The following is a 23,689-nucleotide window of genomic DNA, read 5'->3' as shown; positions in this document are numbered from 1 at the left end:
CGGGCTCAGCTGCTCCAGGCCTCCCACAGTCGGGCGTACACGCCGTCCAGTGCCACCAGGTGCTCGTGCGGGCCCTGCTCGACCACGCGGCCCTCTGCCATCACCAGGATGCGGTCGGCCTCCTTTGCCTGGGAGAGTCGGTGCGCCACGATCACCGTGGTGCGGCCGGCGGCCACCGCCAGCGCCGCCCGCTCCAGCACCCGGGCGCCGGAGGAGCCCTCGTCGGCAGTGGCCTCGTCCAGCACCAGCACGGCCGGGTCCTGCAGGGCGATGCGGGCCAGTGCCAGCTGCTGGGACTGCTCGGCGCTGAGCCGCTCGCCCTTCTCGCCCACCTCGGTCTCAAGGCCCTTGGGCAGGCGCTCGGCCCACGCATCGGCCTCCACGGTGCGCAGCGCCGCCCACAGCTCCTCCTCGGTGGCGAGGGGGCGGGCCAGCTTCAGGTCCTCCGCGAGGGTGCCGCGGAACACGTGCACGTCCTGGCTCACGATCGAGGCGTGCGAGCGCACGGCCTCGATGTCGGCACGCGCCAGATCCGCCCCGCCGTGGAGCACCCGCCCGTGACGGGGGGTGAGGGTGCCGGTGATGATCGAGGCCAGGGTGGACTTGCCGGCACCGGAGGCGCCCACCAGGGCCACCGTCTCCCCGGCGGCGATGTCCAGGTCGATCGGGTGCAGCACCACCCGCTCCTGACCGTCCTCGTCGGTGGTGTAGGAGTGGGAGACCTGCTCGAGGCGGATCGAGGAGTCCTGCGGGACCTGGGGGCCCGGGGAGGCCGCCGGGTCGATCGATGTGATCACCCCGACCATGCGCGACAGGCTCGCCCCGGCGCTCTGGACGTCGTCGAGGTTGAAGATGAACGCCAGCATCGGCCAGAACAGGCTCACCAGGTAGATCGCGGCCGCGGTGACCAGGCCCAGCGGGGCGCCCGCCTGGTGCACCATCGCGAAGCCGATCACCATCACCGACAGCAGCGCGACCGACTCCGGGATGTTGATCAGCGCCACCATCTTCCCCACCAGGCTCATCACCCGCATGTTCAGCACAGCGGCGGTCTCCGACAGCACCGCCACGTGGCGGGTCTCGCGGCGCTCGATGCCGTAGGCGTTGACGGTGGGGATGCCGTGGATGGCGGAGAGCAGTCCCTGGGCGCGGGCGCCCATCGCCACTCGCTCCTTGCGGTACAGCGGGGCGGTGCGACGCAGGTACCAGCGGGCCGCCAGCACGTACATCGGCACGATCACCACGACCATCAGCAGCAGGTAGGGCGAGAGGGTGGCCATCCCGGCCAGGGTCACCACCACCAGGAAGCCCAGCTGGATCAGGTTGGGCACCAGGTTGTTCACGGCCCGCGCGGCCACGTCCACGTCGTCCGCGACCCGGGAGAGGGCATCGCCGATGCCCGTCTGCTCCATGGACTGCGCCGGCAGGTCCAGGGCGCGGTCGATCACGTCCTCGCGCATCCCGGCCAGGATCCGCTGTCCCAGCGAGGAGATCATCGTCCAGCCCACCGCCATCAGCACGGCCTGGACCGCGCCGACGGCCACGATCTGCCCACCCAGCACCCACACGGCGCGGGAGGTGCCCTCGGAGTCCACCACGTCCACCGCCGCACCGATCAGTCGGGGCAGGGTGGCCGCCGCGACCGCGCTGCCGATGGTGATCAGCAGCGTCACGGCCGTGAACCAGCGGTGCTCACCGAGCCGCGCCAGCATGAAGCGCGCTGCCTGGCCGCCGCTGGCGATCGGCAGCAATTGGGCGTGCTCGTCCAGCTGCCGCTGGGCGGTGGTGTCATCGCCCAGGACCTCCTCGACGGAGCGGTTCCAGTCGATCATGCTCATCGCTGCACCATCTCCCGGTAGTCCTCGAGGTCCATCAGCTCGGCGTGGTCGCCCTCGGCGACGATCCGCCCGGAGCGCAGGTACACCACCCGGTCGGCGTGGCGCAGCAGCGCCGGGGCCCGGGTGACGATCAGGGTGGCCCGGTCGGTGCGGCGGCGTGCCGCCACCAGCGCCTCGGCGATGTGCTGCTCGGTCACTGCGTCGACCGCGGTGGTGGGGTCCTGCAGCACCAGCACGGGCGGGTCGGCCGCGACGGAGCGGGCCAGCGCGATGCGCTGCCGCTGCCCGCCGGAGAGGTTCGAGCCACGGTCCAGGATCCGGGTGTCGTAGCCCTCGGGCAGGATTCGCAGCAGGTCACCGGCACCGGCGGCATGCAGGGCGGCATCGGCCCAGGCGTCGTCGGAGCCGTCGGTGGCCGCCGTGTCGGGTGCGCGGGTGGCCAGCTGCTCACGCAGGGTGCCGTCGAACAGGTCCACCACGTGCGGCTCCACCAGCAGATCAGCGCGCAGCTGCATCCGCTCCTGCGGCGTGATCGGGCGCTCGCCCACGCGGGCCCCGCCGTCGGTGCGGCCGGAGACCGTCTCCACCAGGGCGTCGGCATCGCGCCCATCCGCGCAGGCCACGGCCACCACGGTGCCGTCATCGACCGTGAGGTCCACGCTGTCCAGGGGGCCGGTGGTCACGGAGTCCAGGTGCAGTCCGCCAGCGGCGCCGCGGCGCTCGGCGAGACCGCCGGGGCGCTCGCCGCGGTCGTCGCGCTGCGTGGTCAGGCGCTCCAGGGTGAGCTCCTCGTCGTCCACGGTGCGGCCCAGATCGCCCAGCAGGTCGCGCACACGACGGGCGGAGGTGGACATGCCGGCCCACCACACGGGAGCACCGGAAAGGCCCTGCAGCATCCCCATCACGGTGCGGGCCACGCCCACCACGGCGATCAGCACCCCGATGGAGAGGTCACCGGCCAGGGTGCGCTGGGCGGCTATCACCACCACGGCGGCCAGCATCAGGCCGGTCACCAGGGTGGTGAGTCCGCTGGAGATGCCGGAGTAGCGGGCGTTGACCAGGGCTGCTTCGAGGGCCACCCGGGAGCGGCGGCGGTACAGGGCGCGGGCACGGGACTGCACACCCAGCCCCTGCAGCACGCGCAGGCCGTGCACCAGGTCGGTGGCGGTGGCGGCGGCCTCGGCGGCCTGGGACTGCTGGTCGTCGTAGCGCTTGGACAGGGTTGGGGTGATCACCCGGATCACCAGCACCATCACCACGATGCCCAGCAGCATGGCCAGGCCCAGCCACACGTCCAGCACCGTGAGCCAGACGGTGGCGCCGAGCACCACCAGCAGGGACGGCACCACCCAGGGCAGCATGTCCAGCACGTCCGAGGCCTTGTCGGCGTCGGAGGTGGCGATGGAGAGCACCTCCCCGGCGGGCCGGTCGATGCGGCGGGAGCGGGGGTCGAGCACCGCGCCGGTCATCGCCACACGCAGGCGGTGCCGCTCCAGCATGCAGGCCTTCTGGGAGGCCAGGAAGGTGAGGATCCAGCACACGGTGCCCACCAGGCGCAGCGCCACTACGGCGAGGGCACCCAGGATCGTCACGCGCAGGTCGCCGGCCACGATGCCGTGGTCGATCACCAGGCCCAGACCGATCGGGACCAGCATCTCGATGCCCTCGGAGATCGCCGCCAACGGCAGCACCCAGGCGAGCATCCTCTTATGGGCGCGCACGATCGACCGCAGCACCCCGGGGCGCGGGGCGGCGGGATCGGCAGAGGCGGGATCGGGGACGGGTGCGGTCGCGAGCGGGGGAGAGGGATCGTGCACCCGTCGATCCTTCCCCGCGCTGAGCCCGGTCGCAAACGAATATGCAGGCTGATGGTGTAGTGCCGGTCACGTCAGCACGCTGACGGGCGCGGTGACAGAATGGGTCCATCGCCCCCGAGGAGAGGAAACCCGCGTGAGCACCACCGATGTCGAGCCCACCGTCGAGCTGTTCGTCGATCCCGCCTGTCCCTTCGCCTGGATGACCAGCCGCTGGCTGCTGCACGCGGCCGAGGTGCGGGAGATCGCTCCCCGCTTCCGGGTGATGTCCCTGGCCGTGCTGAACGAGGGCCGCGACCTGGATCCCGACTACCGTCGCAGCACCGACCAGAGCTGGGGCGCCGCGCGGCTGGCGATCCACATCGCCCGCACGGAGGGGGACGAGGCCTTCGCCCGCTGGTACACCGCCTGGGGCGAGCGCTACCACGTGGGCGGGCAGAAGGAGGATCGACGGGCCACCGCCGTGGCGGCCCTCGAGGACGCCGGCCTGCCCGCCGGGCTGATCGACGCCTACGATCCGGCCGATGGCGATGACACCGACCGGGCGCTGCGCGCCTCCCACCAGGACGCCATCGACATGGTGGGCGACGACGTGGGCACCCCGGTAATCTCCTTCGGCGAGGGCACCGCCTATTTCGGCCCCGTGGTGTCCCCGGCCCCCAAGGGGGAGGAGGCCGGCCGCCTGCTGGACGGCCTGCGCGCACTGGCGTCGGTGCAGGGCTTCTACGAGCTCAAGCGCAGCCGCACCGGCGGCATCGACCTCAGCTGACAGCCCCATGGAGCAAGGACGGAACTGAACCATGATCGTGCACATCGGCACCGACCACGCCGGCTTCGAGCTGAAGAACCGCCTGGTGGCCGCGCTGCGCTCCAAGGGCCACGAGGTCACCGACCACGGCGCCCACGAGTACGACGCCCTGGACGACTACCCGCCGTTCTGCACCGCTGTGGGTGAGGCCGTGGTGGCCCAGCCCGGCTCCTTCGGCGTCGTGATCGGCGGCTCCGGCAACGGCGAGCAGATCGCGGCCAACAAGGTGGCCGGGGTGCGGGCCGCGCTGGTGTGGAACGAGGACACCGCGAAGCTGGCCCGTCAGCACAACGACGCCAACGTGATCTCCGTGGGCGCCCGCCAGCACACCGAGGAGGAGCTCGAGGGCCTGATCGACCTGTTCCTGGCCGAGCCCTTCAGCCACGAGGAGCGCCACCAGCGGCGCATCGACCTGATCGCAGGCTTCGAGAGGACCGGCGGGTACGGCACCCCCGAGCAGCACTGATGCCGGAGGGCCATACCGTCCACCGGCTCGCGGAGGCCTTCGGCCACGGCCTGGTGGGCCAGCGGGTGCGCACCTCCAGCCCCCAGGGACGGTTCTCCGAGGCCGCCCAGATCGACCGGATGGTGCTGCTGGGAGCCGAGGCGGTGGGCAAGCACCTGTTCCTGGCCTTCGCCCCCAGCGCGGACGTCGACGTGGACGCGCCCGTGGTGCGGTTCGTCCACGTGCACCTGGGGTTGTACGGTTCGTGGACCTTCGCTGGCGAGCCCGGCTTCGCGCGCATGCACGCGATCGGTGCTCCTCGGGTGCGGGTGGGGGAGCAGGAGCACTCCCTCGACGCGGGCACCGCGGACTGGCAGTACCTCCTGCCACGGCCCACGACGCGACTGCGCATCCAGGGGCCCTGCGGGCTGGCCGACCTCACCGGGCCCACCGCCTGCACCCTCCTGGACGGTGCCGGCCGGCAGGCGATCGTCGACCGCCTGGGCCCGGACCCGCTGCGGGCCGACGCCGACCCCGAGCAGTTCGTGTCACGGGTGGTGGGCTCCCGCTCCGGGATCGGCACCATGCTGATGAACCAGGAGGTGGTGGCGGGCATCGGCAACATCTACCGCGCCGAGCTGCTGTTCCGGGCGCGGCTGGACCCCTTCGTCCCCGGCAAGGCCCTGAGCAGGTCGATGGTCGAGGGGATCTGGGAGGACCTGGTGGCGCTGATGCACTACGGTGCCCGCACCGGCCGGATCGTCACCACCCAGCCCGAGCACCGCCTGCTGGACCCCCGCATCATGGAGCGCACTCGCCAGAACGGCGACGAGGACCCCACCGTGGTCCCGCGCGAGCAGTCCTTCTACGTGTACCACCGCCACACCCTGCCCTGCCGCCTGTGCGGGACGGTGGTGAGGTCCCAGGAGCTGGCCGGACGCACCGTCTACTGGTGCCCGCGCTGCCAGACCGTGAGGACCAAACGCGCCGCGTGGATCCGCGAGAACCCGGCCGCGCCGTGGGCCTACGCTGATCGGCATGACCTCCCCGGCCCCGCCGCCTGACCCCGCCCTGCCCGCCCCCGCCCCGCTGCTCGAGCAGGGCTCGCTCACCACGGCCGACGGACACCAGCTGCCCTACGAGCTGTCCGGGACCCGCGACGGCGCTCCGGCGCTGTACCTGCACGGCGGGCCCGGCGGCACGCTGGGATCGGGCTATCGCCGGAACGTCCCGGCGGACGGCACGCTGCTGGTGGGGATGCTGCAGCGGCGCATCCAGGAGGGCTCACCGGGTGGGGGCCTGGCCGCGCAGACCACGGCGAACCTGGTGGGGGACATCGAGCTGCTGCGCGAGCACCTCGGTATCGATTCGTGGATCGTGCAGGGCGTCTCCTGGGGGAGCACCCTCGCGCTCGCCTACGCGCAGGCGCATCCGCACCGGGTGCGGGCCGTGGTGCTGTTCGCTGTCACCACTACCTCCCGGTGGGAGGTCGACTGGATCACCGAGGGCGTGGGCGCGCTGTACCCGGAGGCATGGGACGCGCTGGCGACTCTCGCGGAGCAGCGCACACAGTTCCGCCGCGGCCCCCTGGGCCATGGCCGCGCCGAGGGGTCTTTGCGCCTGGTGGATGCGTACCGGGACATGCTCGCTGATCCCGACCCGCAGCGCGTGCGCGAGGCAGCCGCGGCCTGGATCGACTGGGAGGACGCGCACATCGGGATCGGACTTCCGCACCCCGGCACCCAGGGCGGCCTCCCCCGCTCAGAGGCGCAGCAGCTCGAGTTCGCGCGTCTGGTCACCCATTACTGGGCCCACGACGGATTCGTGGCCGACTGGGCGGTAGGCTGGGGTGCGGAGCCCGGGAGCGGGCTGCTGGGCGGCATGCATCGCCTCGCGGGTGTTCCCGGGGTGCTGATACACGGCAGGCGCGACGTCTCCGGGCCGGTGCGCACCCCGTACCTGGTGCACCGGGCATGGCCCGGCAGCACCCTGCGGATCATCGAGCACGAGGGCCACGGCGGGCCGGAGATGGTCCAGCTATGGCGTGCGGCGATGACCGAGCTCACTGGCTCGGGTCGCGCTCCTTCAGGGCGGCGCTGAGCACGGTCGCGAACGCGGTCCAGGAGGTGCAGCGGTGGCGAGCGAGGTCTTCACGAGGGGATGCATGTCACGACGCTGGACACCGCAGAGGGGAGAGACCCGGCCGCTCGTTCCGAGGCCGCCCTGGGCACGATTACAGTGGCGCCATGCCTGATGCCCTTCCCGATGCGCCCGTCGGCAGCGAGCCCCTCGACCTGCCCGTCGTCGACCTGTCTGGCGGAGCGACCCTTCATCGCGCCCACCTCACCGCGATCCCCGCGGACACCGTGTACCTGCTGGCCAAGCTGCGGCAGGACGTGTTCACCCTCGAGCAGCACGCCACCGACGCGGATCTCGACGGCCGTGAGCTGGAGCCCGGCACCACCATCCTGTGGATCGAGACCGCGAGCGGAGAGCCCGCTGCCCACATCCGGGTGCTCACCGAGGACGACGGCACGCTGCGCATCGGCCGCCTCGCGGTGCGCAAGCAGAACCGGCGCGACGGGTTCGGCGGCCGGATCATGCGCGCGGCACTGGACCTCACCCACCAGATCGACCCTGCCGCCGAGGTGCACATCGACGCCCAGGCCTACCTGGAGAAGTGGTACCTGTCGATGGGGTACGAGACCACCGGGCCGGTGTTCATGGAGGCCGGCATCGAGCATGTGCCGATGGTGTACCGGCACCCGCGCTGACTCAGGCCTGGCCCGGATCCTCACCCGTTGAGTCCTCCAGCAGTGCCGTGATGTCCTCGCGGCCAAAGAACTGGGCGGCGGCGCGGCCGCTGGGATCACCCAGGTCCGGGTTCGCCCCGGCCTTCAGCAGCACCCGGGCCACCTCGGTGTAGCCCTTGAACGCGGCCCCTGCCAGCGGGGACTGCCCGCGGTCGTTCAGCAGGTCCACGTCGGCCCCGCGGGAGGCCAGGGCCTCCACCAGGGTGGGGTGGTCGTGGTACGCGGCGAGCATCAGCAGGGAGTTGCCGTCCGCGCCCCGCAGGTCCACCGGGGCGCCCTGGTCCACCAGCGCCAGCAGGGGGACGGCATCACCCTGCCGGGCCATGTCGAACATCTGGTGGGCGAGCTCCACGACGTCATCATCCATGTGGATTAGGGTACGGGGCGGTGCTCGACGCCCGCTTGTTACGTCCGTGAGAAGGCGGTGCGCACCTTCCCATCTCGCTCCGGCGACCACTGGCGGATTGACGACGTCGAGCAATCGCTGACCGAAGCTCCGGAGACGAGAGCACGGCAGGGGAATGGTTCGATCTCAGGCCGGACCATTGTTGCGAGCACGGCGGACGGCCAGGTCGACGCCTTCGTGCCATGGATCGCCGTGGCCGGGAAGAACGTGCATCGCTCCAGTGGCGGCGATTCCCTCCAGGGAAGCCAGCGCCATCGAACTGTCAGCGGTCGCGGCGCCGGCGATGATCCTGGGGCCGGTTCGTCCGGTGTACGGATCCAGGGTGACCAGGGCATCGCCGGACAGTACGGCGTCACGGTCAGGAAGGTGCAGAGAGCAGTGGCCGAAGGTGTGACCGTAGGTCGCCACAACCCGGGGACTTCCCGGCACAGTGAGCGTGACGCCGGGCTCCAGGGAAGACAGTCCCTCGACGCCCCGCACCCAGCCCGCGCCAGCGGCCACCATGGAGGCGAGGACCGGGATCGCGCGCGGATGCCGCAACGGGTACAACGCCCGCGGGTTCTCGTGCGCATACCGATACGGGTGAGCGGCCAGCGTCCACTCCTCAGGATGGGCATAGACGGGAATGTTCAGTCGCTGCACCAGACGCCGGGCAAGACCGACGTGGTCAAAATGTGCGTGGGTCAGCACTAGGCCGTGTTGCTAAATCCATTGCAAGGCGGCGGAGAGGCAGAGCCCTGCCGCGTATGACCGGGCGGTCTTGTCGTAGCGGGAAGCGAGTCCTCGCCACTGTTTCACGAAGTTGAAGCACCGCTCGACGACGTTGCGGCCCTTGTAACGCTCCCGCTGCTCATCGCCGAAGTCGATCGGACGGCCCGGACGCTTGCGGCGGTGAGCGATCTGGTCGCCCCGTTCGGGGATCGTGGCCTTGACGCCGCGCTCGCGCAGCCAGGCCCGGTTCTTCTTCGACGGATAGCCCTTGTCCGCGAGCACCCGATCCGGCCTCGTGCGCACAGGCCCTCGGCCGGGGACGTGGATCTCGTCGAGTACGTCGGTGAACATGCTCGTGTCTGCGACCTGCCCGCCGGTGAGGACGAACGCCAGCGCCCGGGCCTGCCCGTCGCAGACGAGATGGATCTTCGTCGTCAAACCACCCCGTGACCGGCCGATCGCGTGGTCAGGAGGCTCCGGCCCCGACTTCTTGTAGTTCGATGGATCCCCCTGTGACCCGGGGCAGGGTCGCGCCATGCTGATGGACACGCGCGATCGAGGAATCCACCGACACGACCCAGTCGATCTCACCCTGAAGCGACGCCCGCTTCTGCACATGGGTGAGCAGGTCCTCCCAGACGCCGTCGGTCGCCCATCGCCGGAAGTTCTTGTAGATCGTGTTCCAGCTCCCGAACCGGTCGGGCAGGTCTCGCCACGCCGATCCCGTGCGGAACCGCCACGCGGTCGCCTCGACCACCGTGCGCCGATCCACCGGAGGACGGCCCCGTGTCCTCACCGGCGGGAACACGTCCCGGATCAGCTCCCAGACCTCGTCCGTGATGACATCTCGCGACACGCCTCAAGGATCACCCGAAGGCCCCGAACCAGCATTTAGCAACACGGCCTAGTGCTCGGATGTCCTCAGGTGCACGCCCAAGGTGGCGAACGGCGCGCCCCAGCTCTGCCCACGCTCCGGGCAACCCGGCGTCGACCACCGTGAGAGCGTCGCCCTCCTCGATGAGGTAGCAGTTCACATTGCCGTGCTGCAACAGGTGCACACCAGGGGCGACGTCGGTGCGGAACATGGGGCACTCCTTCGCTGAGGATTCGCGTTGCCCATGAGAGCAGAGGGCACGCTGGTCCCCATCTGTCTACGCTCTGGCAACCCGATTCACAAGGGGGCCCGGCCCGAGGACCCGGCCGCCCTGGCGGATGTCGGGAGGCCGCCGGTGATCCGAGGGGATTTGATCCACGCCTTGCCGAAGTCATGGGTTCGCCGAGGATGGCCTCGATCTGGTCGGTCAGCGGCACGTCCTGGTTGAGGTCGGTGGTCTCGCAGCCGTTGTTCTTCACCAGGTCCAGACGTTCCTGATGGTAGTCACCGACGATGATGCAGGAAGCGCCCAGGAGCCGGGCTGCCGCAGCGCCGCAGCGACCGACGGGGCCGGCGCCGGCGATGTAGACGGTCGAGCCGGGCTTGACCCCGGCCTCCATGAGGCCGTGGAACGCGGTGGGCAGGATGTCTGAGAGCAGGGCGAGGTCACGGATCTTCTCCATGGCCTGGTCCTTGTCGGGGAGGAACGATCCAGGACAGGTGGGCGCTCCGACGCGATCGGCGGACCGCGTTGTTAGTCTCCCTGGCATGGCCAAAGCCCCCACGCCCTCGTCGGCGGATTCCTCGCCCATCCAGCCGGACGTGCGTGTTCTCGGCGCTCGCCAGCACAACCTCCAGGACATCGACCTCACGGTGCCCCGCGACGCGCTGGTGGTGTTCACCGGGGTCTCCGGCTCGGGCAAGTCCTCCCTGGCCTTCGGAACCCTGTTCGCGGAGTCCCAGCGCCGTTATCTCGAGTCCGTCGCTCCCTACGCTCGTCGCCTGATCGACCAGGCCGGCGTCCCGGACGTCGATTCCATCACGGGCATGCCGCCGGCCGTCGCTCTTCAGCAGCAGCGTGGCGGCCGCAGCGCGCGCTCTTCGGTGGGCAGCATCACCACGCTCTCCTCGCTGGTGCGCATGCTCTACTCCCGAACCGGCCATTACCCCGAGGATCAGCCGATGCTCTACGCCGAGGACTTCTCGGCCAACACAGTGCAGGGCGCGTGTCCGGAGTGCCACGGCATCGGCCGGGTGTACGAGGTCACCGAGGACACGATGGTGCCCGATCCTTCGCTGACGATCCGCGAGCGGGCCATCGCCTCCTGGCCGACGGCCTGGCACGGTCATCAGCTGCGCGATGTGCTCGTCGCTCTCGGATACGACGTCGATGTGCCCTGGCAGGATCTGCCGAAGGAGGATCGGGACTGGATCCTCTACACCGAGGAGACGCCGTACGTCCCGGTCCATTCACGGCTGACTCTGGCCGAGGCGCGGGCCGCGACCGCGGCGGGCGTCGAGCCGAGCTACTCGGGCACCTTCGTCGGCGCACGCCGGTACGTGCTCGACACCTTCGCGAACACCAAGAGCGAGTCGATGAAGCGACGCGTGGCCGAGTTCCTCTCGGTCGCTCCCTGCCCCGCCTGCCATGGGAAGCGGCTGAAGCCGGAGGCCTTGTCCGTGACGTTCGAGGGTCTCGACATCGCAGATCTCTCCGCGCTGCCGCTCGCGGAGCTCTCCACGCTGGTCGACCAGGCGGTCGAGCGAGCTGCCGGAGCTCTCGGCGGGACCGAGTCGGCGGGTCAGGCACGTGATGAAAGAGCCCGACGCGACTCCGCCCCGCGGCGAGTCGACACCGGCGGATCAGCCCATGCGGCCGCCGCCGACGTCCGCAGGACACCGAACGACTCGGTGGAGAAGCTGGCCGCGACGGTGCGGCTGGGCACGGAGCTCGTCAACAGACTGCGGCCGATCATCGATCTGGGTCTGGGGTACCTCTCCCTGGGCCGCACCACACCCACCCTCTCCGGCGGCGAGCTGCAGCGGCTGCGGCTCGCCACCCAGCTGACCTCCGAACTGTTCGGCGTGGTCTATGTGCTCGATGAGCCCTCCGCGGGGCTCCATCCGCAGGACGTCAGCGCCCTGCTCGGCATCCTCGACGGGCTCAAGCGCCGGGGCAACAGCCTGTTCGTGGTGGAGCATTCGGTGGATGTGATGCGGCACGCCGACTGGCTGGTCGACATCGGGCCCGGCGCGGGTGAGCGCGGCGGCCGCGTCGTCTACAGCGGGCCCTACGAAGGGCTCGCCGAGGTGGAGGAGTCCGTCACCCGCGGCTATGTCTTCGGGGGCAGCGGCCTGCCCCGCCGGACGCCTCGCGAACCGCAGGGATGGCTGAGGCTCGAGCGCGTCACCCGCAACAACCTGCGCGGCGTGTCGATCTCCTTCCCGCTGGGGGTGTTCACCGCCGTCACCGGAGTGTCGGGATCAGGCAAGTCCAGCCTGGTCAGTCAGGCACTGCCCGCGCTGCTTGGCGAACGGCAGGGACGAGCCGACCAGGCGGAGGACGCCGCCGCCCCTGAGGGGGACGAGCTCCTGCTGTCGGACGAGCCCGAGGAGCTCGAGGGAGAGATCCGGGGAGACCTCTCGAGGGTGCGCCGCGTGGTGAGCATCGATCAGAAGCCCATCGGTCGCACCCCGCGCTCGAACGTCGCTACCTATACGGGCCTGTTCGACCATGTGAGGCGCAGGTTCGCGGAGACGCCCGAGGCTCGCGCTCGCGGGTACAAGGCGGGCAGATTCTCCTTCAACGTCACCGGCGGTCGATGCCCTACCTGCAAGGGCGAGGGATCCGTCATGGTGGAGCTGCTCTTCCTCCCCTCGGTCTACACCGAGTGCCCTGACTGCCACGGCACCCGCTACCAGTCCAGCACGTTGGAGATCGCCTGGCGCGGCCGCAACATCGCGGAGATCCTCGCCATGAGTGTCGAGGAGGCTCACGACTTCTTCCACGGCGAGTTCGACATCATGCGGTCGCTCGCGGCACTGGTCGACGTGGGCCTCGGATATCTCCGTCTCGGACAGCCGGCCACCGAGCTGTCCGGAGGTGAGGCGCAGCGGGTGAAGCTCGCCTCCGAGCTCCAACGATCCCAGCGCGGGGACACGCTCTACGTCCTGGACGAGCCGACCTCCGGGCTGCACAGCGCCGATTCTGATCGGCTCGTGACGCATCTCCAGACCCTCGTGGACGCCGGCAACACCGTCGTCGCGGTCGAGCTCGACATGCGCATCGTTGCCGTAGCCGACCACGTCATCGACCTCGGGCCTGGCGCGGGAGACGATGGCGGCACGGTGGTCGCCTCAGGCACTCCTGCGCAGGTCGCCTCGTCCGGAGCCGGTGCGTCGGCACCGTACCTCGAGGCCGCACTGCGGGAGGCCGCCTCCCTGATGTGAGAGTCGGAAGGGTGCGACGAGGGCGATGACCTCGCGCAGAGAGCGCACCGGACGAGCAGGCTGCGTCATCTGATCGGTAACCCGCGCCGCGCTCCTTCGCAGCGCGGCCCTCAGGCGCTCCGCGCCTTTTTCGTACCCCCGAAGCCCCGGCGTCCTGGCGTTACGGACGAGTTGGCCGCGTGCGGCCCCGTCTCCTGACGAACGAGGTCTACGCTGGCTGACGGGCCAGGCGCTCATATCCGGCCGGGCCCCGGTGGAGAAGATCAACCGTCGATGGCGATACGTCATCGTCGACCGCAGGGTCGAAGCTTCTGCACCGTCTTTCAGGACCCGGCCCGAGAATCGGCAGCCAACACCTGCCGGGACCTCGATGAGCGCAACGACTGCACCCGAGTCGTACTGCACCCGAACCACGCTGCCCGGTACGGACAGCGTGCGGCTCGCCCGCAAGGCAGGCCGTCAACTCTCGCAGAACGGAGCAGAACATGGCAGAAGAATTGCATGGCAAGAGGATCGCGATCCTGGCCGCGGACGGCGTCGAGCGCGTGGAGCTCGAACAGCCCAGGCAGGCTCTTCAGGACGCCGGGGCCACGACCGAGCTGCTGTCGCTGCACGAGGGCGAGATCAAGGCCCGCGAGAACGACCTGGACGAGGCCGGAACATTTCCGGTCGATGCCCTGGTGAAGTCCGCCTCGGCCGACGACTACGACGCCCTGCTGCTTCCCGGTGGCACGGTCAACCCCGACCAGCTGCGGACGGACACCGACGCAGTCGGATTCGTGCGCGATGTCATGGTCGCCGGCAAGCCGGTTGCCGCGATCTGCCACGGACCGTGGACGCTGGTCGAGGCCGGTGTCGTGGAGGGTCGGACGCTGACCTCGTACCCGAGCATCCGCACCGACCTGCGCAATGCCGGAGCGAACGTCGTCGACGAAGAGGTGGCACGCGACGGGAACCTGATCACCAGCCGCTCGCCCGAAGATCTCCCGGCCTTCTGCGCCGCGATGGTCGAGCTGTTCAGCCAGGCCAAGTGAGGAAACCATGATCAACTCTGCATTGTCGGTCGTCGTGCACGCCAAGCCCGGTAAGGAGCAGGACGTTGCGGACTTCCTCCGCAGCGCCCGCCCCATCGTCGAGCAGGAGGAGGGTACGCGGGCCTGGTTCGCTCTGCAGTTCGACGAATCGACCTTCGGGATCTTCGACGTGTTCCCCGACGACGAGGCCCGCCAGACCCACCTCTCGGGTGGCGTCGGTCAGGCGCTTGCTGCCCAGGGCGCAGATCTGTTCAGCACCGAACCGAGCATCCAGAACGTGGACGTGATCGCGTACAAGCTGCCCGGCGAGACCGCCTAGAGCACCAGCGTCGATTGACATCGGGCTGCGGCCCCGATCGGGGCCCCCCCCCCGCGCCGCCCCGGGCTTCCCCCGGGGGGCCCTTCGCCGTTCCCGTGAACCTCCTGCCCCCGGCCCAGCCGTCACCGGGACAGGTCGTCCACGGTCCGTCCCTGCGCATCGGCCGGGCCCCGCTCCCCCGTGCCTGGCCCGCCCGGTGCCCTCGTGGCGTGCCTCTCACCGGCCCCACCTGGTTGGGCGCACCCACCTGGCACTGTTACCCTGGTCCTCGGCCGCTTAACGGTGGTCACGGCTCTGTAGCTCAGTTGGTAGAGCGTTCGACTGAAAATCGAAAGGTCACCGGATCGACGCCGGTCGGAGCCACTCTCAAGACCCCCGCCCCGGCGGGGGTCTTCTCTTTGCCGAAGCCGCCGGTACGGCCCCGTGACCGGGGCTCGGGCCGTACAGTGTGATCTGCACCCCGGCGCTCACCGGGGCCCCACCTGACTCACTGTGGAGGACGACACCGATGTCAGCCGAGAGCCCGGATCTTGCCATCGCCCAGGCCGCGACCCTCGAACCCATCCAGGACATTGCCGAGAGGGCGGGCATCCCCGCCGAGGCGCTGATCCCCTACGGCTCGTACAAGGCGAAGGTCGACATCCGCAAGATCGACCAGGGCCAGGGCAACTCGAAGCTGGTGCTGGTCTCGGCCATGTCCCCCACTCCCGCCGGTGAGGGCAAGTCCACCACGACGGTGGGCCTGGCGGACGCCTTCACGCTGAAGGGCAAGCGCACCATGGTGGCGCTGCGGGAGCCGGCCCTGGGCCCGATCATGGGGATCAAGGGAGGCGCCACCGGCGGCGGTCACGCCCAGGTGGTGCCGATGGAGGACATCAACCTCCACTTCACGGGCGACTTCCATGCCATCCAGATCGCCAACAACACCCTGGCGGCGCTGGTGGACAACCACATCCATCAGGGCAATGAGCTGAACATCGATCCGCGCCGCATCCAGTGGAAGCGCGTGGTGGACGTCAACGACCGCGCCCTGCGCCAGACGGTGATCGGCCTGGGCGGCCCCGCGCAGGGCGTGCCGCGCGAGGACGGCTTCGACATCGTGGTGGCCTCCGAGATCATGGCGATCCTGTGCCTGGCCACGGACCTGGAGGACCTCTCCCGCCGCATCGGCGACATCGTCGTGGGCTTCACCTACGACCGCTCACCCGTGACCGTGCGCGACCTGAAGGTGGAGGGCGCGATCACCCTGCTGCTCAAGGACGCGCTGATGCCGAACCTGGTGCAGACCCTGGGCGGCACCCCGGCCCTGGTGCACGGCGGCCCCTTCGCCAACATCGCTCACGGCTGCAACTCCCTGACCGCGACCCGCCTGGCCCTGTCCCTGGCCGAGATCACCGTCACCGAGGCCGGCTTCGGCTCCGACCTGGGTGCCGAGAAGTTCCTGGACATCAAGGCCCGCTTCGGCGACCTGCGGCCGGATGCGGCCGTGGTGGTGGCCACCGTGCGCGCCCTGAAGATGCACGGCGGTGTGGCCAAGGCGGACCTCGCCACCGAGGACATCGACTCCACGCTCAAGGGCACCGAGAACCTGGCCCGCCACGTCCAGAACCTGCGCAAGTTCGGGATCGAGCCCGTGATCGCCCTGAACCGCTTCCCCACCGACACCGAGGCCGAGCTCGATGCGGTGCTGGGCTGGGCCAAGGAGCAGGGCTTCCGGGCGGCACTGTCCGAGGTGTGGGCCAAGGGCGGCGAGGGCGGCCTCGCCGTGGCCGACGAGGTGCTCGCCGCGATCGAGGAGAGCACCGACTTCCACCACCTCTACGACCCGGAGGTCGGTGTCGAGGAGGCCCTGCGCACCCTTGCACGGGAGATCTACGGCGCCGAGGACGTGGTGTTCTCCGACAAGGCCCCGGCGGCTCTGCGCACGTTGAAGAAGAACGGCTGGGACAAGCTGCCGGTGTGCGTGGCGAAGACCCAGTACTCCTTCTCTGATGATCCCAGGGCGCTCGGTGCGCCCACCGGGCACGTGCTGCACGTGCGGGACCTGGTGCCGCGGATCGGCGCCGGGTTCGTGGTGGCCCTGACCGGGTCGATCATGACCATGCCCGGGCTGCCCAAGGAGCCCGCCGCACTGCGCATGGGCGTCACCGACGACGGGGAGGCATTCGGCCTGTTCTGACCCGCTCCCCGGCTGCGCCGGCCCCGTCCCACGTCGGCGGGGCGGGGCCGCGCTGCGCATGCGCCCGAGCAGGGCCCGGCTCACCGGCGGTCGCGCTCGGCGACCTCCTCGGCCTCCCGCTCGGTCTCATCCGCCAGGTCCACGTCCAGACCGTCGTCGTCGTGGGCGCCCGCACCGGCCTCCGGCTCCTCCCAGTTGGGCAGGCTGAGATCGGTGTCGGGCGAGCCGGTGTCCACGACGTTCTCCGGGAAGCGGTCCTCCCCGCCGGTGAGGCCCTCGTGGTCGTCGAAGCCCTCGTCGATGAAGCCGTCCTCGTCGTCGTCCTGGTCGTCGGGGTCCGCCATGCGCGGGGTGAGGTCGTCGACCGCGTACTGCCCGCCGCGCACGAAGCCACGCCGGAAGGCTGCGCGGCCCACCATCGCGCTGGCCACGGGCACCGTGGTCATCTGGGCCAGCATCACCACCAGCATCATCGCGGCCAGCGACCAGGAACCGGCGGCCAGCGCCGCCCCGGCCAGCACCAGCATCAGCCCGAGGGACTGGGGCTTGGAGGCGGAGTGGATGCGGGTGAGCACATCGCTGAACCTGTTCAGGCCGATCGCGGCGATCACGGCCAGCACCGTGCCGGCGATGATGAGCACGCTGGCGAGGATCTCGAGGACGGTCATCGTGCTGCCTCCTCACCCGTGGTGGCTGTGCTCTCCGTGCTCTCCGTGCTCCCCGTGCTCTCGTCCGGCCGCCCGATGCTCTTGTCCGACCGCCCGGTGCTCTCGTCCCGCCGCAGGGTGTTGTCCGGCCCGCCATCGGCACGGTGCAGGTGCACGGCCTCCAAGGGGCCGGTGGTGGTCTCGGGCTCCTCGCTGTCCTGGGACCTCTCGCGACCGTTCGGGGCCGCCTCACGGGCCACGAAGCGGGCGAAGGTGACGGTGCTGATGAAGGCCAGCCCGGTCAGGGAGAGCATGGCCGGTCCGGCCCATTCGGCCCGGGTGTGCGCGGTGTGCAGCGCCATCGCCATCACCACCATCACCACCAGCACGTCGGTGGAGACGGCGCGGTCCAGGATGGTGGGGCCCACGATCATGCGGTACACCACGGACACGGTGGTCACGGCGAGCACGGCACCGCACACCAGCAGCACGATCTCGAACGGCGTCATCGCAGCCCCGCCTCCTCGAGGATCTCGCGGCGGGCCATGGCCCACAGCAGGCGCTCCTCCTGCTCGAGCACTCGCTGACGGGCCTGCTCGGCCTGCTCCTCGTCCTCCGCGGCGATCACGTGCAGGAACAGGGTGCCGGTGGCGCGCTGCGCCTCCACCACCACCGAACCGGGGATCAGGGTGGACAGCATGCCGGTGCCCGTGAGGAACAGGTCGGAGCGGGAACGCAGCTTCACTGCGATCACGGAGTTCAGCGGCTGCGGGGCGGGCCGGATGGAGTACCAGGCAACCTCGATCGCCGACTTCACCATGTCGAACAGGAACACGCCCACGAAGTACACGAAGCGCAGGGGGCGAATGGTGATCTCGTGCCCGGTGGGCGGCATCGGGAACAGCACGAACACGATGGTGGCCGCGAGGATGCCACCCAGCACGTTCTTGGCGTCGACCCCACCCCAGAGCATGCACCAGAAGATCACCGAGACCAGCAGGCCCATCCAGTTCTTGGGCAGGTCCAGGAGGCGTCGCTTCATCACTCCACCACCTTCTGGCCCTCGGAGCCGATGTGGTAGACGAGCTTCTCGGCGGCCTCGTCACCGAGCACGGCGCTCACGTAGGGCTTGCGCTCAAGCACGGCCAGGGCGGCCTCGTCGGCGTAGCGCATGATGGGCCCGGCGAACACGGTCAGGGCGATCGAGAAGGCCACCATCGCACCGGTCGCGCCGAGCATCACCTTCGGCATGGGCTTGTCGTTCTCCAGCACGTCCTGGTCGGGCTCCTGCCAGAAGGCACGGTTCCAGATCTTGGCGATGGCGTACAGGGTGAGCAGGCTGGTCAGCACGCTGACGCCGACGAGGATCCACCCGGCGGTGCTGTCGTACTCGATGCCGGCCTGGATCAGCCCCACCTTGCCGATGAACCCGGAGAACGGCGGGATGCTGGCCAGGTTCATCGCGGGGATGAAGAACAGGATCGCGGTCACGGGGGCGAGCTTGGCCAGGCCGCCCAGGCGGATCAGGTTGGTGGTGCCGCCGCGGTGCTCGATCAGCCCGGCTGCGAGGAACATCGTGGACTGCACAGTGATGTGGTGGGCGACGTAGTAGATGGTGGCGGCCATGCCCAGCTCCGTGGCCAGGCCGATGCCGAACAGCATGTAGCCCATGTGGGAGACCAGCGTGAAGGACAGCACGCGCTTCAGGTCCGTCTGTGCGACGGCACCCAGGATGCCGATCATGAGGCTCAGCCCGGCGGCCGCCAGCAGCAGGTTCGAGATCTGCGAGGCGGGGAACAGCAGGGTCTCCAGGCGCAAGATCGCGTAGATGCCCACCTTGGTCAGCAGGCCCGCGAACACCGCGGTCACCGGGGCGGGCGCGGTGGGGTAGGAGTCCGGCAGCCATGCGCTCAGCGGGAAGATCGCGGCCTTGATGGCGAAGGCCACCAGCAGCACCAGCTCCAGCGCCATCCGGGTGCCGGGCTCCAGCCCGTCCAGCCGCACTGCCAGCTCGGCCATGTTCACGGTACCCACCGCCGCGTAGATGAACGCGATGCCGGACAGGAAGATCACCGAGCTGAGCAGCGAGACGATCACGTACGTGGTGGCCGCGCGGATGCGGGAGGCGGAACCTCCCAGGGTCAGCAGCACGTAGCTGGCCGAGAGCAGCACTTCGAAGCCGACGTACAGGTTGAACAGGTCACCGGCCACGAAGGCCATCGACACGCCGGCCACCAGCGCCAGGTAGGTGGGGTGATAGATCGCCACCGGGGTGCGGGCGGTGTTCTCGTTGACGGACTGGGCGCTGGAGTAGATCAGCACGGCGAAGGTGACGAAGGTGGAGACCACCAGCATCAGCGCCGTGAGGCGGTCCGCCACCAGCACGATGCCCAGCTGGGGCGTCCAGTTGCCGATCTGCAGCACCAGCACGGTCTCGGCGTTGACGTAGTAGGCCAGCACCAGCGCAACGGTGAAGTTCACCAGCAGCGTCAGGATGGTCACCGCCAGCTGGATCCGCAGGTGATGTCGCAGCAGCAGGGTCACCGCGGCGCCGCCCAGGGGCAGCAGCACAGGGAGGGCCAGCAGCAGTTCCATGCTCACGGCTTCTCCCTCCCGTCGTCGCGTCCGTCGTGGTGCTGGGTGTCGTACTGGGTGTGCCCGCCCAGATGGTCATCGGAGTCGGTGACCGGGCCGGTGCCCGGAATGGTGGTCTCTCCCCCGGTCGGCGGCGCGGTGTGGTCCTCGTCGGCCGGATGCGCCCGCGGCGCCTCGAGGCCCGCGTGGCCGTGCGGCACCTCGTGGGCGTCCGCAGTGGCGGTGCGGGCACGGCCGCGCTCCGCCCGGGCGGCGGCCCTCTCGGGCTTGGGAGCGGGCCGGGCCTCGCCCTCGTCGGCCTCGGTGTGGTCCTGGGGGACGTCCTCGGCGCTGGTGAGGTCCGAGCCCAGCGTCTCGTCCTCCGCGGGTGCGAAGCCCTGGGAGTGCATGAGTGCGCCGCGCCGGGACTCCTCGGTGAGGGCCTGCGCCCAGGGGAGCTTCTCCTCCCCGGCGCGGCGGCGGCTGCGGCGCAGCACGCGGCGGTCCTCGACGTCGTCGGGGACCTCGTCGTGGCCGAACAGCTGCCAGGCGCGGTAGGCCAGGGCCATGCCGAATGCGGTCACGCCCATGGAGATCACGATGGCGGTGAGCACCATCGCGAACGGCAGCGGGTCGCTCATCTCGGACGGGTCGGCGGTGCCCTCGAACGGGGGCTTTCCGGGCGGGCCGGCAGCCACCACGAACAGCAGGTTCACGCCGTTGGAGAGCAGCAGGAAGCCGAGGATGATGCGGGTCAGGGTGCGCTCGAGCACCAGGTACACGCCGCACGCGATGAGCACGCCCGCCGTGAGCAGAAGCGCGAGACTAACGGACATCGTTCTCCACCTCCTGCTGCTGGTCGATCTGGGCGCCCAGGGAGCGCAGGAAGTCCAGCAGCACGCCCACCACCACCAGGTACACGCCGATGTCGAAGATCAGGGCGCTGGGGAATTCCAGCTCGCCGAGCACGGGGACATGGACCACGGGGGTGGCGGTGGCGAAGATCGTGCCGCCGAACAGCAGCGGCAGCACCGAGGCGGCCACCGCGATCGCCATGCCCAGGCCCAGCACGAAGCCGGCCTGCACGGGGGCGGCCTCGGACAGCTCGTAGCGACCGCCGGCGAGGTACCGCAGGGCCAGGCCCAGGCCGGCCACCAGACCGCCTGCGAAGCCGCCGCCGGGGTAGTTGTGCCCTGCCATCAGCAGGTACACCGAGAACAGCATGATCAGCGGGAACCCGAGGCGGGTCACCACCTCGAGGATCACCATGCGGCGCTCCGGGGCCAGGGTCAGTCCGGCCGACAGCCAGGTGCGCCAGCGGTTGGACCCGGTGACCTCATCGGGGCGGGCGTCGAAGTTCAGGGCGTTCTGCGGCAGCGGGGCATCGGCCCGGCGCCTCCAGATGGAGGTGTCGGCATCCAGGTCCCGCACCCGAGAGATGCCCTGCTCGCGGCGGGTGACGAAGATCAGGGAGGCCACGCCGGTGGCGACCACCAGCAGCACGCCGATCTCACCCATGGTGTCCCACACGCGGGCGTCCACCAGGGCCACGTTGACCACGTTGTGGCCGCCGCCGACCTCGTAGGCGGGCTCGATCAGCTGCGGTCCCAGGGGCGCCTGGTAGCGGGCATCGGCGGCGTAGAGCGCACCGCCGCACAGCACCACCGCCGTGCCGATGGCGATCCCCCACCGACCCAGGGCCCCGATCCGCAGCGGCCTGCGGGAGAAGTGGATCGGCAGGCGGCGCAGCACCAGCACCAGCACCACGGTCAGGGCGGTCTCCACCAGTACCTGGGTGGTGGCCACATCCACCGCGCCGGCGACCAGGAACAGCAGCGCCACCGCGTAACCGGTCACGGAGATCAGGAACACGGCCCGCAGTCGCCTGCGGGAGCGGGCGGCGCCGATCGCTGCTGCCACCGCCACGGGCAGGATCAGCAGCTCGGCGGGGTGGTGGAAGAGCACCAGGTTGTCCGGCACCGGGGAGCGGGCGATGGTGATCGGCGAGGCCAGCAGGATCAGCACCAGCAGCATGGTGCCCAGGGTGTACGGCAGGGAGCCGCGCTGGAACAGGGGGGTGACGGCGATGGCGAGCTTGTCGACCCCGCGCATCAGGCGCCGGAAGCCGCGCTCGGCATCCACCCAGTCCTCCACGCCGTCGCGGCCCCAGGTCATGGGCGAGACGGCCTTCTGCAGCCTCTCCATCGGCCGGGCCAGGACGCACAGCAGCGCGCCCAGTCCCAGGGTCAGGGCGGACAGCAGCAGCGGAACGCCCAGGTGCGGGATCACCACCAGGTGGATCCCCTCCCCCTCACCGGGCAGGCCCGCGCTGATGCTCCCGGCCACCTTCTCCACGTCACCGGCCACGAAGGGCAGGCCCACGCTGCCCAGGGTGATGAGTGCCGGGGCCAGCCAGTACAGCGGGGAGATCTCGGGGGTGGCGACCGAAGGCGCACCGGGGGCGCGGCCGAAGGCCCCGCGCACGAAGCGCCAGGAGTAGGCGACGGTGAGGATGGAGCCCGCCACCAGGGCGATCAGCAGGGCGCGCTGCCAGGTGCCGGCCTCCCACAGGGCCGCGTAGATGGCCTCCTTGGCCACGAAGCCGTACAGCGGGGGCACAGCGGCCATCGAGGCCGCCGAGATGGTGCCGATGATCGCGACCACGGGGGCGGCGCGCCCCACGCCGGAGAGCATCCGCAGATCGCGGGTGCCGAACTTCTTGTCGATGATGCCGACCACCATGAACAGCGGTGCCTTGAACACGGAGTGGGCGATCAGCATCGCCACCCCCGCGAGGACCGCATCGTCGGTGGCCAGGCCGGAGACGGCGGCGAGGAAGCCGAGCTGGGAGACGGTGCCGTAGGCCAGCAGCAGCTTGATGTCCGTCTGCCGCAGCGCACGCCAGCCGCCCAGCAGCATGGTCGCGGCACCGAGCACCGCGATCACGATGCTGATCGCCTCCAGCGGGGCGATCGCCGGTGCCAGGCGCAGGATCAGGTAGATGCCGGCCTTCACCATCGCGGCCGCGTGCAGGTAGGCGGAGACCGGGGTGGGAGCAGCCATCGCACCGGGCAGCCAGAAGTGCGTGGGCACCAGTGCGGACTTCGACAGGGCGCCGGCCAGGACCAGCAGCATCGCGGTGATCAGGAACGGCCCGGCACCCTCCCAGATGGGGGCCGCCATGATCGCCGAGATCCGCATGGAGCCGGCGGCCTGCGCGAACATCAGCAGGCCCACCAGCATCGCCAGACCGCCGGCGGTGGTGGAGATCAGCGCGTTCATTGCCGCGCGCCGCGAGGACTGCTTGTCCTGGTAGTGGCCGATCAGCAGGTAGGAGAAGACCGTGGTGAGCTCCCAGAAGACGTAGAGCATCATCACGTCGTCCGCCAGGACCAGGCCGATCATGGCCCCCGCGAAGGCGGTGAGCACACCGGCGAAGCGTCCCAGCCCGGGTTCGGTGTCCTTGAAGTAGCGGGCGCAGTACAGCATCACCAGCGCGCCGATGGCAGTGGCGATCATGGCCATCACCCAGCTCAGCGGGTCCAGGCGGAAGGCCAGTTCGATCCCGAAGGCGGGGATCCATGGCGTCACGACATCACGGGGCGCATCGGCCAGGGAGAGCGGGTCGATGGTGGCCAGCCACACCGCGGAGGCGCCGGGCACCAGCGCCAGCAGGAAGAACGCGTTGCGGCCCATCGCGCGCACCAGCAGCGGACCCGCGATCGCCGCCACCAGGTGGGCGAGGAGCATCGTGTACACGCGGTCTCCGTCCTGGGT

The 23,689-nt window shown here is 70.3% G+C and carries 20 protein-coding genes, 1 tRNA gene and 2 pseudogenes; 10 read left to right on the top strand and 13 right to left on the bottom strand.

Annotated features, from left to right (window positions below; genetic code table 11):
- Positions 1-5: 5 nt before the first annotated feature.
- Both M3B01_RS05695 and M3B01_RS05690 read right to left on the bottom strand, forming a co-directional pair.
- The gene (locus tag M3B01_RS05695) at positions 6-1,838 is read right to left on the bottom strand and encodes an ABC transporter ATP-binding protein (protein ID WP_259790130.1); all 1,833 of its coding nucleotides are present in this window, start codon (positions 1,836-1,838) and stop codon (positions 6-8) included.
- Positions 1,835-3,655 carry an ABC transporter ATP-binding protein gene (locus M3B01_RS05690; protein ID WP_259790129.1) on the bottom strand — a complete coding sequence of 607 codons (1,821 nt, stop codon included), beginning with the start codon at positions 3,653-3,655 and terminating at the stop codon, positions 1,835-1,837. Before M3B01_RS05690 ends, M3B01_RS05695 begins: the two co-directional genes overlap by 4 nt.
- Before the next feature lie 133 nt (positions 3,656-3,788).
- Here M3B01_RS05690 and M3B01_RS05685 point away from each other — a divergent pair, with 133 nt between their 5' ends.
- From M3B01_RS05685 to M3B01_RS05665, 5 genes are all read left to right on the top strand, one after another.
- Entirely contained in the window at positions 3,789-4,421 is a 633-nt protein-coding gene (locus tag M3B01_RS05685) for a disulfide bond formation protein DsbA (protein ID WP_396121489.1), read from the top strand.
- A gap of 31 nt (positions 4,422-4,452) precedes the next feature.
- On the top strand, positions 4,453-4,926 hold the full coding sequence (locus M3B01_RS05680) for a ribose-5-phosphate isomerase (RefSeq protein ID WP_193865846.1): 474 nt from the start codon (positions 4,453-4,455) through the stop codon (positions 4,924-4,926).
- Positions 4,926-5,969, top strand: a complete 1,044-nt coding sequence (locus tag M3B01_RS05675) for an Fpg/Nei family DNA glycosylase (RefSeq protein WP_259790128.1) — start codon at positions 4,926-4,928, stop codon at positions 5,967-5,969. Before M3B01_RS05680 ends, M3B01_RS05675 begins: the two co-directional genes overlap by 1 nt.
- Positions 5,944-7,005, top strand: a complete 1,062-nt coding sequence (locus M3B01_RS05670) for an alpha/beta hydrolase (RefSeq protein WP_259790127.1) — start codon at positions 5,944-5,946, stop codon at positions 7,003-7,005. The genes M3B01_RS05675 and M3B01_RS05670 overlap by 26 nt, the downstream gene beginning before the upstream one ends.
- 146 nt (positions 7,006-7,151) lie before the next feature.
- The gene (locus M3B01_RS05665; protein ID WP_259790125.1) at positions 7,152-7,679 is read left to right on the top strand and encodes a GNAT family N-acetyltransferase; all 528 of its coding nucleotides are present in this window, start codon (positions 7,152-7,154) and stop codon (positions 7,677-7,679) included.
- Between the two features lies 1 nt (position 7,680).
- On the opposite strand, the gene M3B01_RS05660 is transcribed toward M3B01_RS05665, so the two are convergent.
- The 5 genes and pseudogenes from M3B01_RS05660 to M3B01_RS05635 all read right to left on the bottom strand — a co-directional run.
- Positions 7,681-8,085, bottom strand: coding sequence for an ankyrin repeat domain-containing protein (locus M3B01_RS05660; RefSeq protein ID WP_259790124.1), 405 nt, complete (start codon positions 8,083-8,085; stop codon positions 7,681-7,683).
- 165 nt (positions 8,086-8,250) lie between these two features.
- Entirely contained in the window at positions 8,251-8,814 is a 564-nt protein-coding gene (locus tag M3B01_RS05655; protein WP_259790122.1) for an MBL fold metallo-hydrolase, read from the bottom strand.
- A gap of 12 nt (positions 8,815-8,826) precedes the next feature.
- A pseudogene (locus M3B01_RS14700) lies at positions 8,827-9,691 on the bottom strand (IS5 family transposase).
- 10 nt (positions 9,692-9,701) lie between these two features.
- Entirely contained in the window at positions 9,702-9,920 is a 219-nt protein-coding gene (locus M3B01_RS05640) for an MBL fold metallo-hydrolase (protein WP_259790116.1), read from the bottom strand.
- Between the two features lie 181 nt (positions 9,921-10,101).
- A pseudogene (locus tag M3B01_RS05635) lies at positions 10,102-10,410 on the bottom strand (formaldehyde dehydrogenase, glutathione-independent); the annotation flags it as partial.
- Positions 10,411-10,477: 67 nt separating this feature from the next.
- Between M3B01_RS05635 and M3B01_RS05630 the strand changes: the two are divergent.
- The 5 genes from M3B01_RS05630 (at position 10,478) to M3B01_RS05610 (ending at position 16,691) form a co-directional block, all read left to right on the top strand.
- Positions 10,478-13,159 (top strand): excinuclease ABC subunit UvrA, encoded by a 2,682-nt coding sequence (locus M3B01_RS05630; RefSeq protein ID WP_259790115.1) that lies wholly within the window; start codon positions 10,478-10,480, stop codon positions 13,157-13,159.
- A gap of 485 nt (positions 13,160-13,644) precedes the next feature.
- Complete coding sequence (locus M3B01_RS05625) at positions 13,645-14,193, top strand: type 1 glutamine amidotransferase domain-containing protein (protein WP_259790114.1); 549 nt, start codon at positions 13,645-13,647, stop codon at positions 14,191-14,193.
- A 7-nt stretch (positions 14,194-14,200) separates the two neighbouring features.
- Positions 14,201-14,512, top strand: a complete 312-nt coding sequence (locus tag M3B01_RS05620; protein WP_070500108.1) for a putative quinol monooxygenase — start codon at positions 14,201-14,203, stop codon at positions 14,510-14,512.
- Between the two features lie 290 nt (positions 14,513-14,802).
- A tRNA-Phe gene (locus M3B01_RS05615) sits at positions 14,803-14,875 on the top strand.
- A 145-nt stretch (positions 14,876-15,020) separates the two neighbouring features.
- Positions 15,021-16,691, top strand: a complete 1,671-nt coding sequence (locus tag M3B01_RS05610) for a formate--tetrahydrofolate ligase (RefSeq protein WP_259790110.1) — start codon at positions 15,021-15,023, stop codon at positions 16,689-16,691.
- Positions 16,692-16,771: 80 nt separating this feature from the next.
- Here the strand turns inward: M3B01_RS05610 and mnhG are convergent, their stop codons facing one another.
- The 6 genes from mnhG to M3B01_RS05580 are packed head-to-tail and all read right to left on the bottom strand — an operon-like array spanning position 16,772 to position 23,662.
- Complete coding sequence (gene mnhG / locus M3B01_RS05605; RefSeq protein WP_193865347.1) at positions 16,772-17,359, bottom strand: monovalent cation/H(+) antiporter subunit G; 588 nt, start codon at positions 17,357-17,359, stop codon at positions 16,772-16,774.
- Positions 17,356-17,847 carry a monovalent cation/H+ antiporter complex subunit F gene (locus M3B01_RS05600; protein WP_259790107.1) on the bottom strand — a complete coding sequence of 164 codons (492 nt, stop codon included), beginning with the start codon at positions 17,845-17,847 and terminating at the stop codon, positions 17,356-17,358. Before M3B01_RS05600 ends, mnhG begins: the two co-directional genes overlap by 4 nt.
- The gene (locus M3B01_RS05595) at positions 17,844-18,380 is read right to left on the bottom strand and encodes a Na+/H+ antiporter subunit E (protein WP_259790105.1); all 537 of its coding nucleotides are present in this window, start codon (positions 18,378-18,380) and stop codon (positions 17,844-17,846) included. The genes M3B01_RS05600 and M3B01_RS05595 overlap by 4 nt, the downstream gene beginning before the upstream one ends.
- Positions 18,380-19,933, bottom strand: a complete 1,554-nt coding sequence (locus tag M3B01_RS05590) for a Na+/H+ antiporter subunit D (protein ID WP_259790146.1) — start codon at positions 19,931-19,933, stop codon at positions 18,380-18,382. Before M3B01_RS05590 ends, M3B01_RS05595 begins: the two co-directional genes overlap by 1 nt.
- Before the next feature lie 2 nt (positions 19,934-19,935).
- A complete protein-coding gene (locus tag M3B01_RS14620; protein ID WP_311203197.1) occupies positions 19,936-20,748 on the bottom strand; it encodes a Na(+)/H(+) antiporter subunit C in 813 nt (270 codons plus the stop codon).
- Complete coding sequence (locus tag M3B01_RS05580) at positions 20,738-23,662, bottom strand: Na+/H+ antiporter subunit A (RefSeq protein WP_259790145.1); 2,925 nt, start codon at positions 23,660-23,662, stop codon at positions 20,738-20,740. The genes M3B01_RS14620 and M3B01_RS05580 overlap by 11 nt, the downstream gene beginning before the upstream one ends.
- Between the last annotated feature and the right edge of the window lie 27 nt (positions 23,663-23,689).

It is taken from the genome of Brachybacterium sp. p3-SID957, assembly GCF_025144775.1.
Classification (GTDB): domain Bacteria; phylum Actinomycetota; class Actinomycetes; order Actinomycetales; family Dermabacteraceae; genus Brachybacterium; species Brachybacterium epidermidis.
This window is presented reverse-complemented; position numbering and strand designations above follow the sequence as displayed.

Excerpts from the sequence above, each read along its gene's own strand:
- M3B01_RS05625 (WP_259790114.1), top strand. The coding sequence starts at position 13,645 with ATGGCAGAAGAATTGCATGGCAAGAGGATCGCGATCCTGGCCGCGGAC.
- M3B01_RS05610 (WP_259790110.1), top strand. The coding sequence starts at position 15,021 with ATGTCAGCCGAGAGCCCGGATCTTGCCATCGCCCAGGCCGCGACCCTC.
- M3B01_RS05595 (WP_259790105.1), bottom strand. The coding sequence starts at position 18,380 with ATGAAGCGACGCCTCCTGGACCTGCCCAAGAACTGGATGGGCCTGCTG.
- mnhG (WP_193865347.1), bottom strand. The coding sequence starts at position 17,359 with ATGACCGTCCTCGAGATCCTCGCCAGCGTGCTCATCATCGCCGGCACG.
- M3B01_RS05670 (WP_259790127.1), top strand. The coding sequence starts at position 5,944 with ATGACCTCCCCGGCCCCGCCGCCTGACCCCGCCCTGCCCGCCCCCGCC.
- M3B01_RS05680 (WP_193865846.1), top strand. The coding sequence starts at position 4,453 with ATGATCGTGCACATCGGCACCGACCACGCCGGCTTCGAGCTGAAGAAC.
- M3B01_RS05695 (WP_259790130.1), bottom strand. The coding sequence starts at position 1,838 with ATGAGCATGATCGACTGGAACCGCTCCGTCGAGGAGGTCCTGGGCGAT.
- M3B01_RS05640 (WP_259790116.1), bottom strand. The coding sequence starts at position 9,920 with ATGTTCCGCACCGACGTCGCCCCTGGTGTGCACCTGTTGCAGCACGGC.
- M3B01_RS05660 (WP_259790124.1), bottom strand. The coding sequence starts at position 8,085 with ATGGATGATGACGTCGTGGAGCTCGCCCACCAGATGTTCGACATGGCC.
- M3B01_RS05665 (WP_259790125.1), top strand. The coding sequence starts at position 7,152 with ATGCCTGATGCCCTTCCCGATGCGCCCGTCGGCAGCGAGCCCCTCGAC.
- M3B01_RS05675 (WP_259790128.1), top strand. The coding sequence starts at position 4,926 with ATGCCGGAGGGCCATACCGTCCACCGGCTCGCGGAGGCCTTCGGCCAC.
- M3B01_RS05590 (WP_259790146.1), bottom strand. The coding sequence starts at position 19,933 with ATGGAACTGCTGCTGGCCCTCCCTGTGCTGCTGCCCCTGGGCGGCGCC.
- M3B01_RS05600 (WP_259790107.1), bottom strand. The coding sequence starts at position 17,847 with ATGACGCCGTTCGAGATCGTGCTGCTGGTGTGCGGTGCCGTGCTCGCC.
- M3B01_RS14620 (WP_311203197.1), bottom strand. The coding sequence starts at position 20,748 with ATGTCCGTTAGTCTCGCGCTTCTGCTCACGGCGGGCGTGCTCATCGCG.
- M3B01_RS05630 (WP_259790115.1), top strand. The coding sequence starts at position 10,478 with ATGGCCAAAGCCCCCACGCCCTCGTCGGCGGATTCCTCGCCCATCCAG.
- M3B01_RS05620 (WP_070500108.1), top strand. The coding sequence starts at position 14,201 with ATGATCAACTCTGCATTGTCGGTCGTCGTGCACGCCAAGCCCGGTAAG.
- M3B01_RS05580 (WP_259790145.1), bottom strand. The coding sequence starts at position 23,662 with ATGCTCCTCGCCCACCTGGTGGCGGCGATCGCGGGTCCGCTGCTGGTG.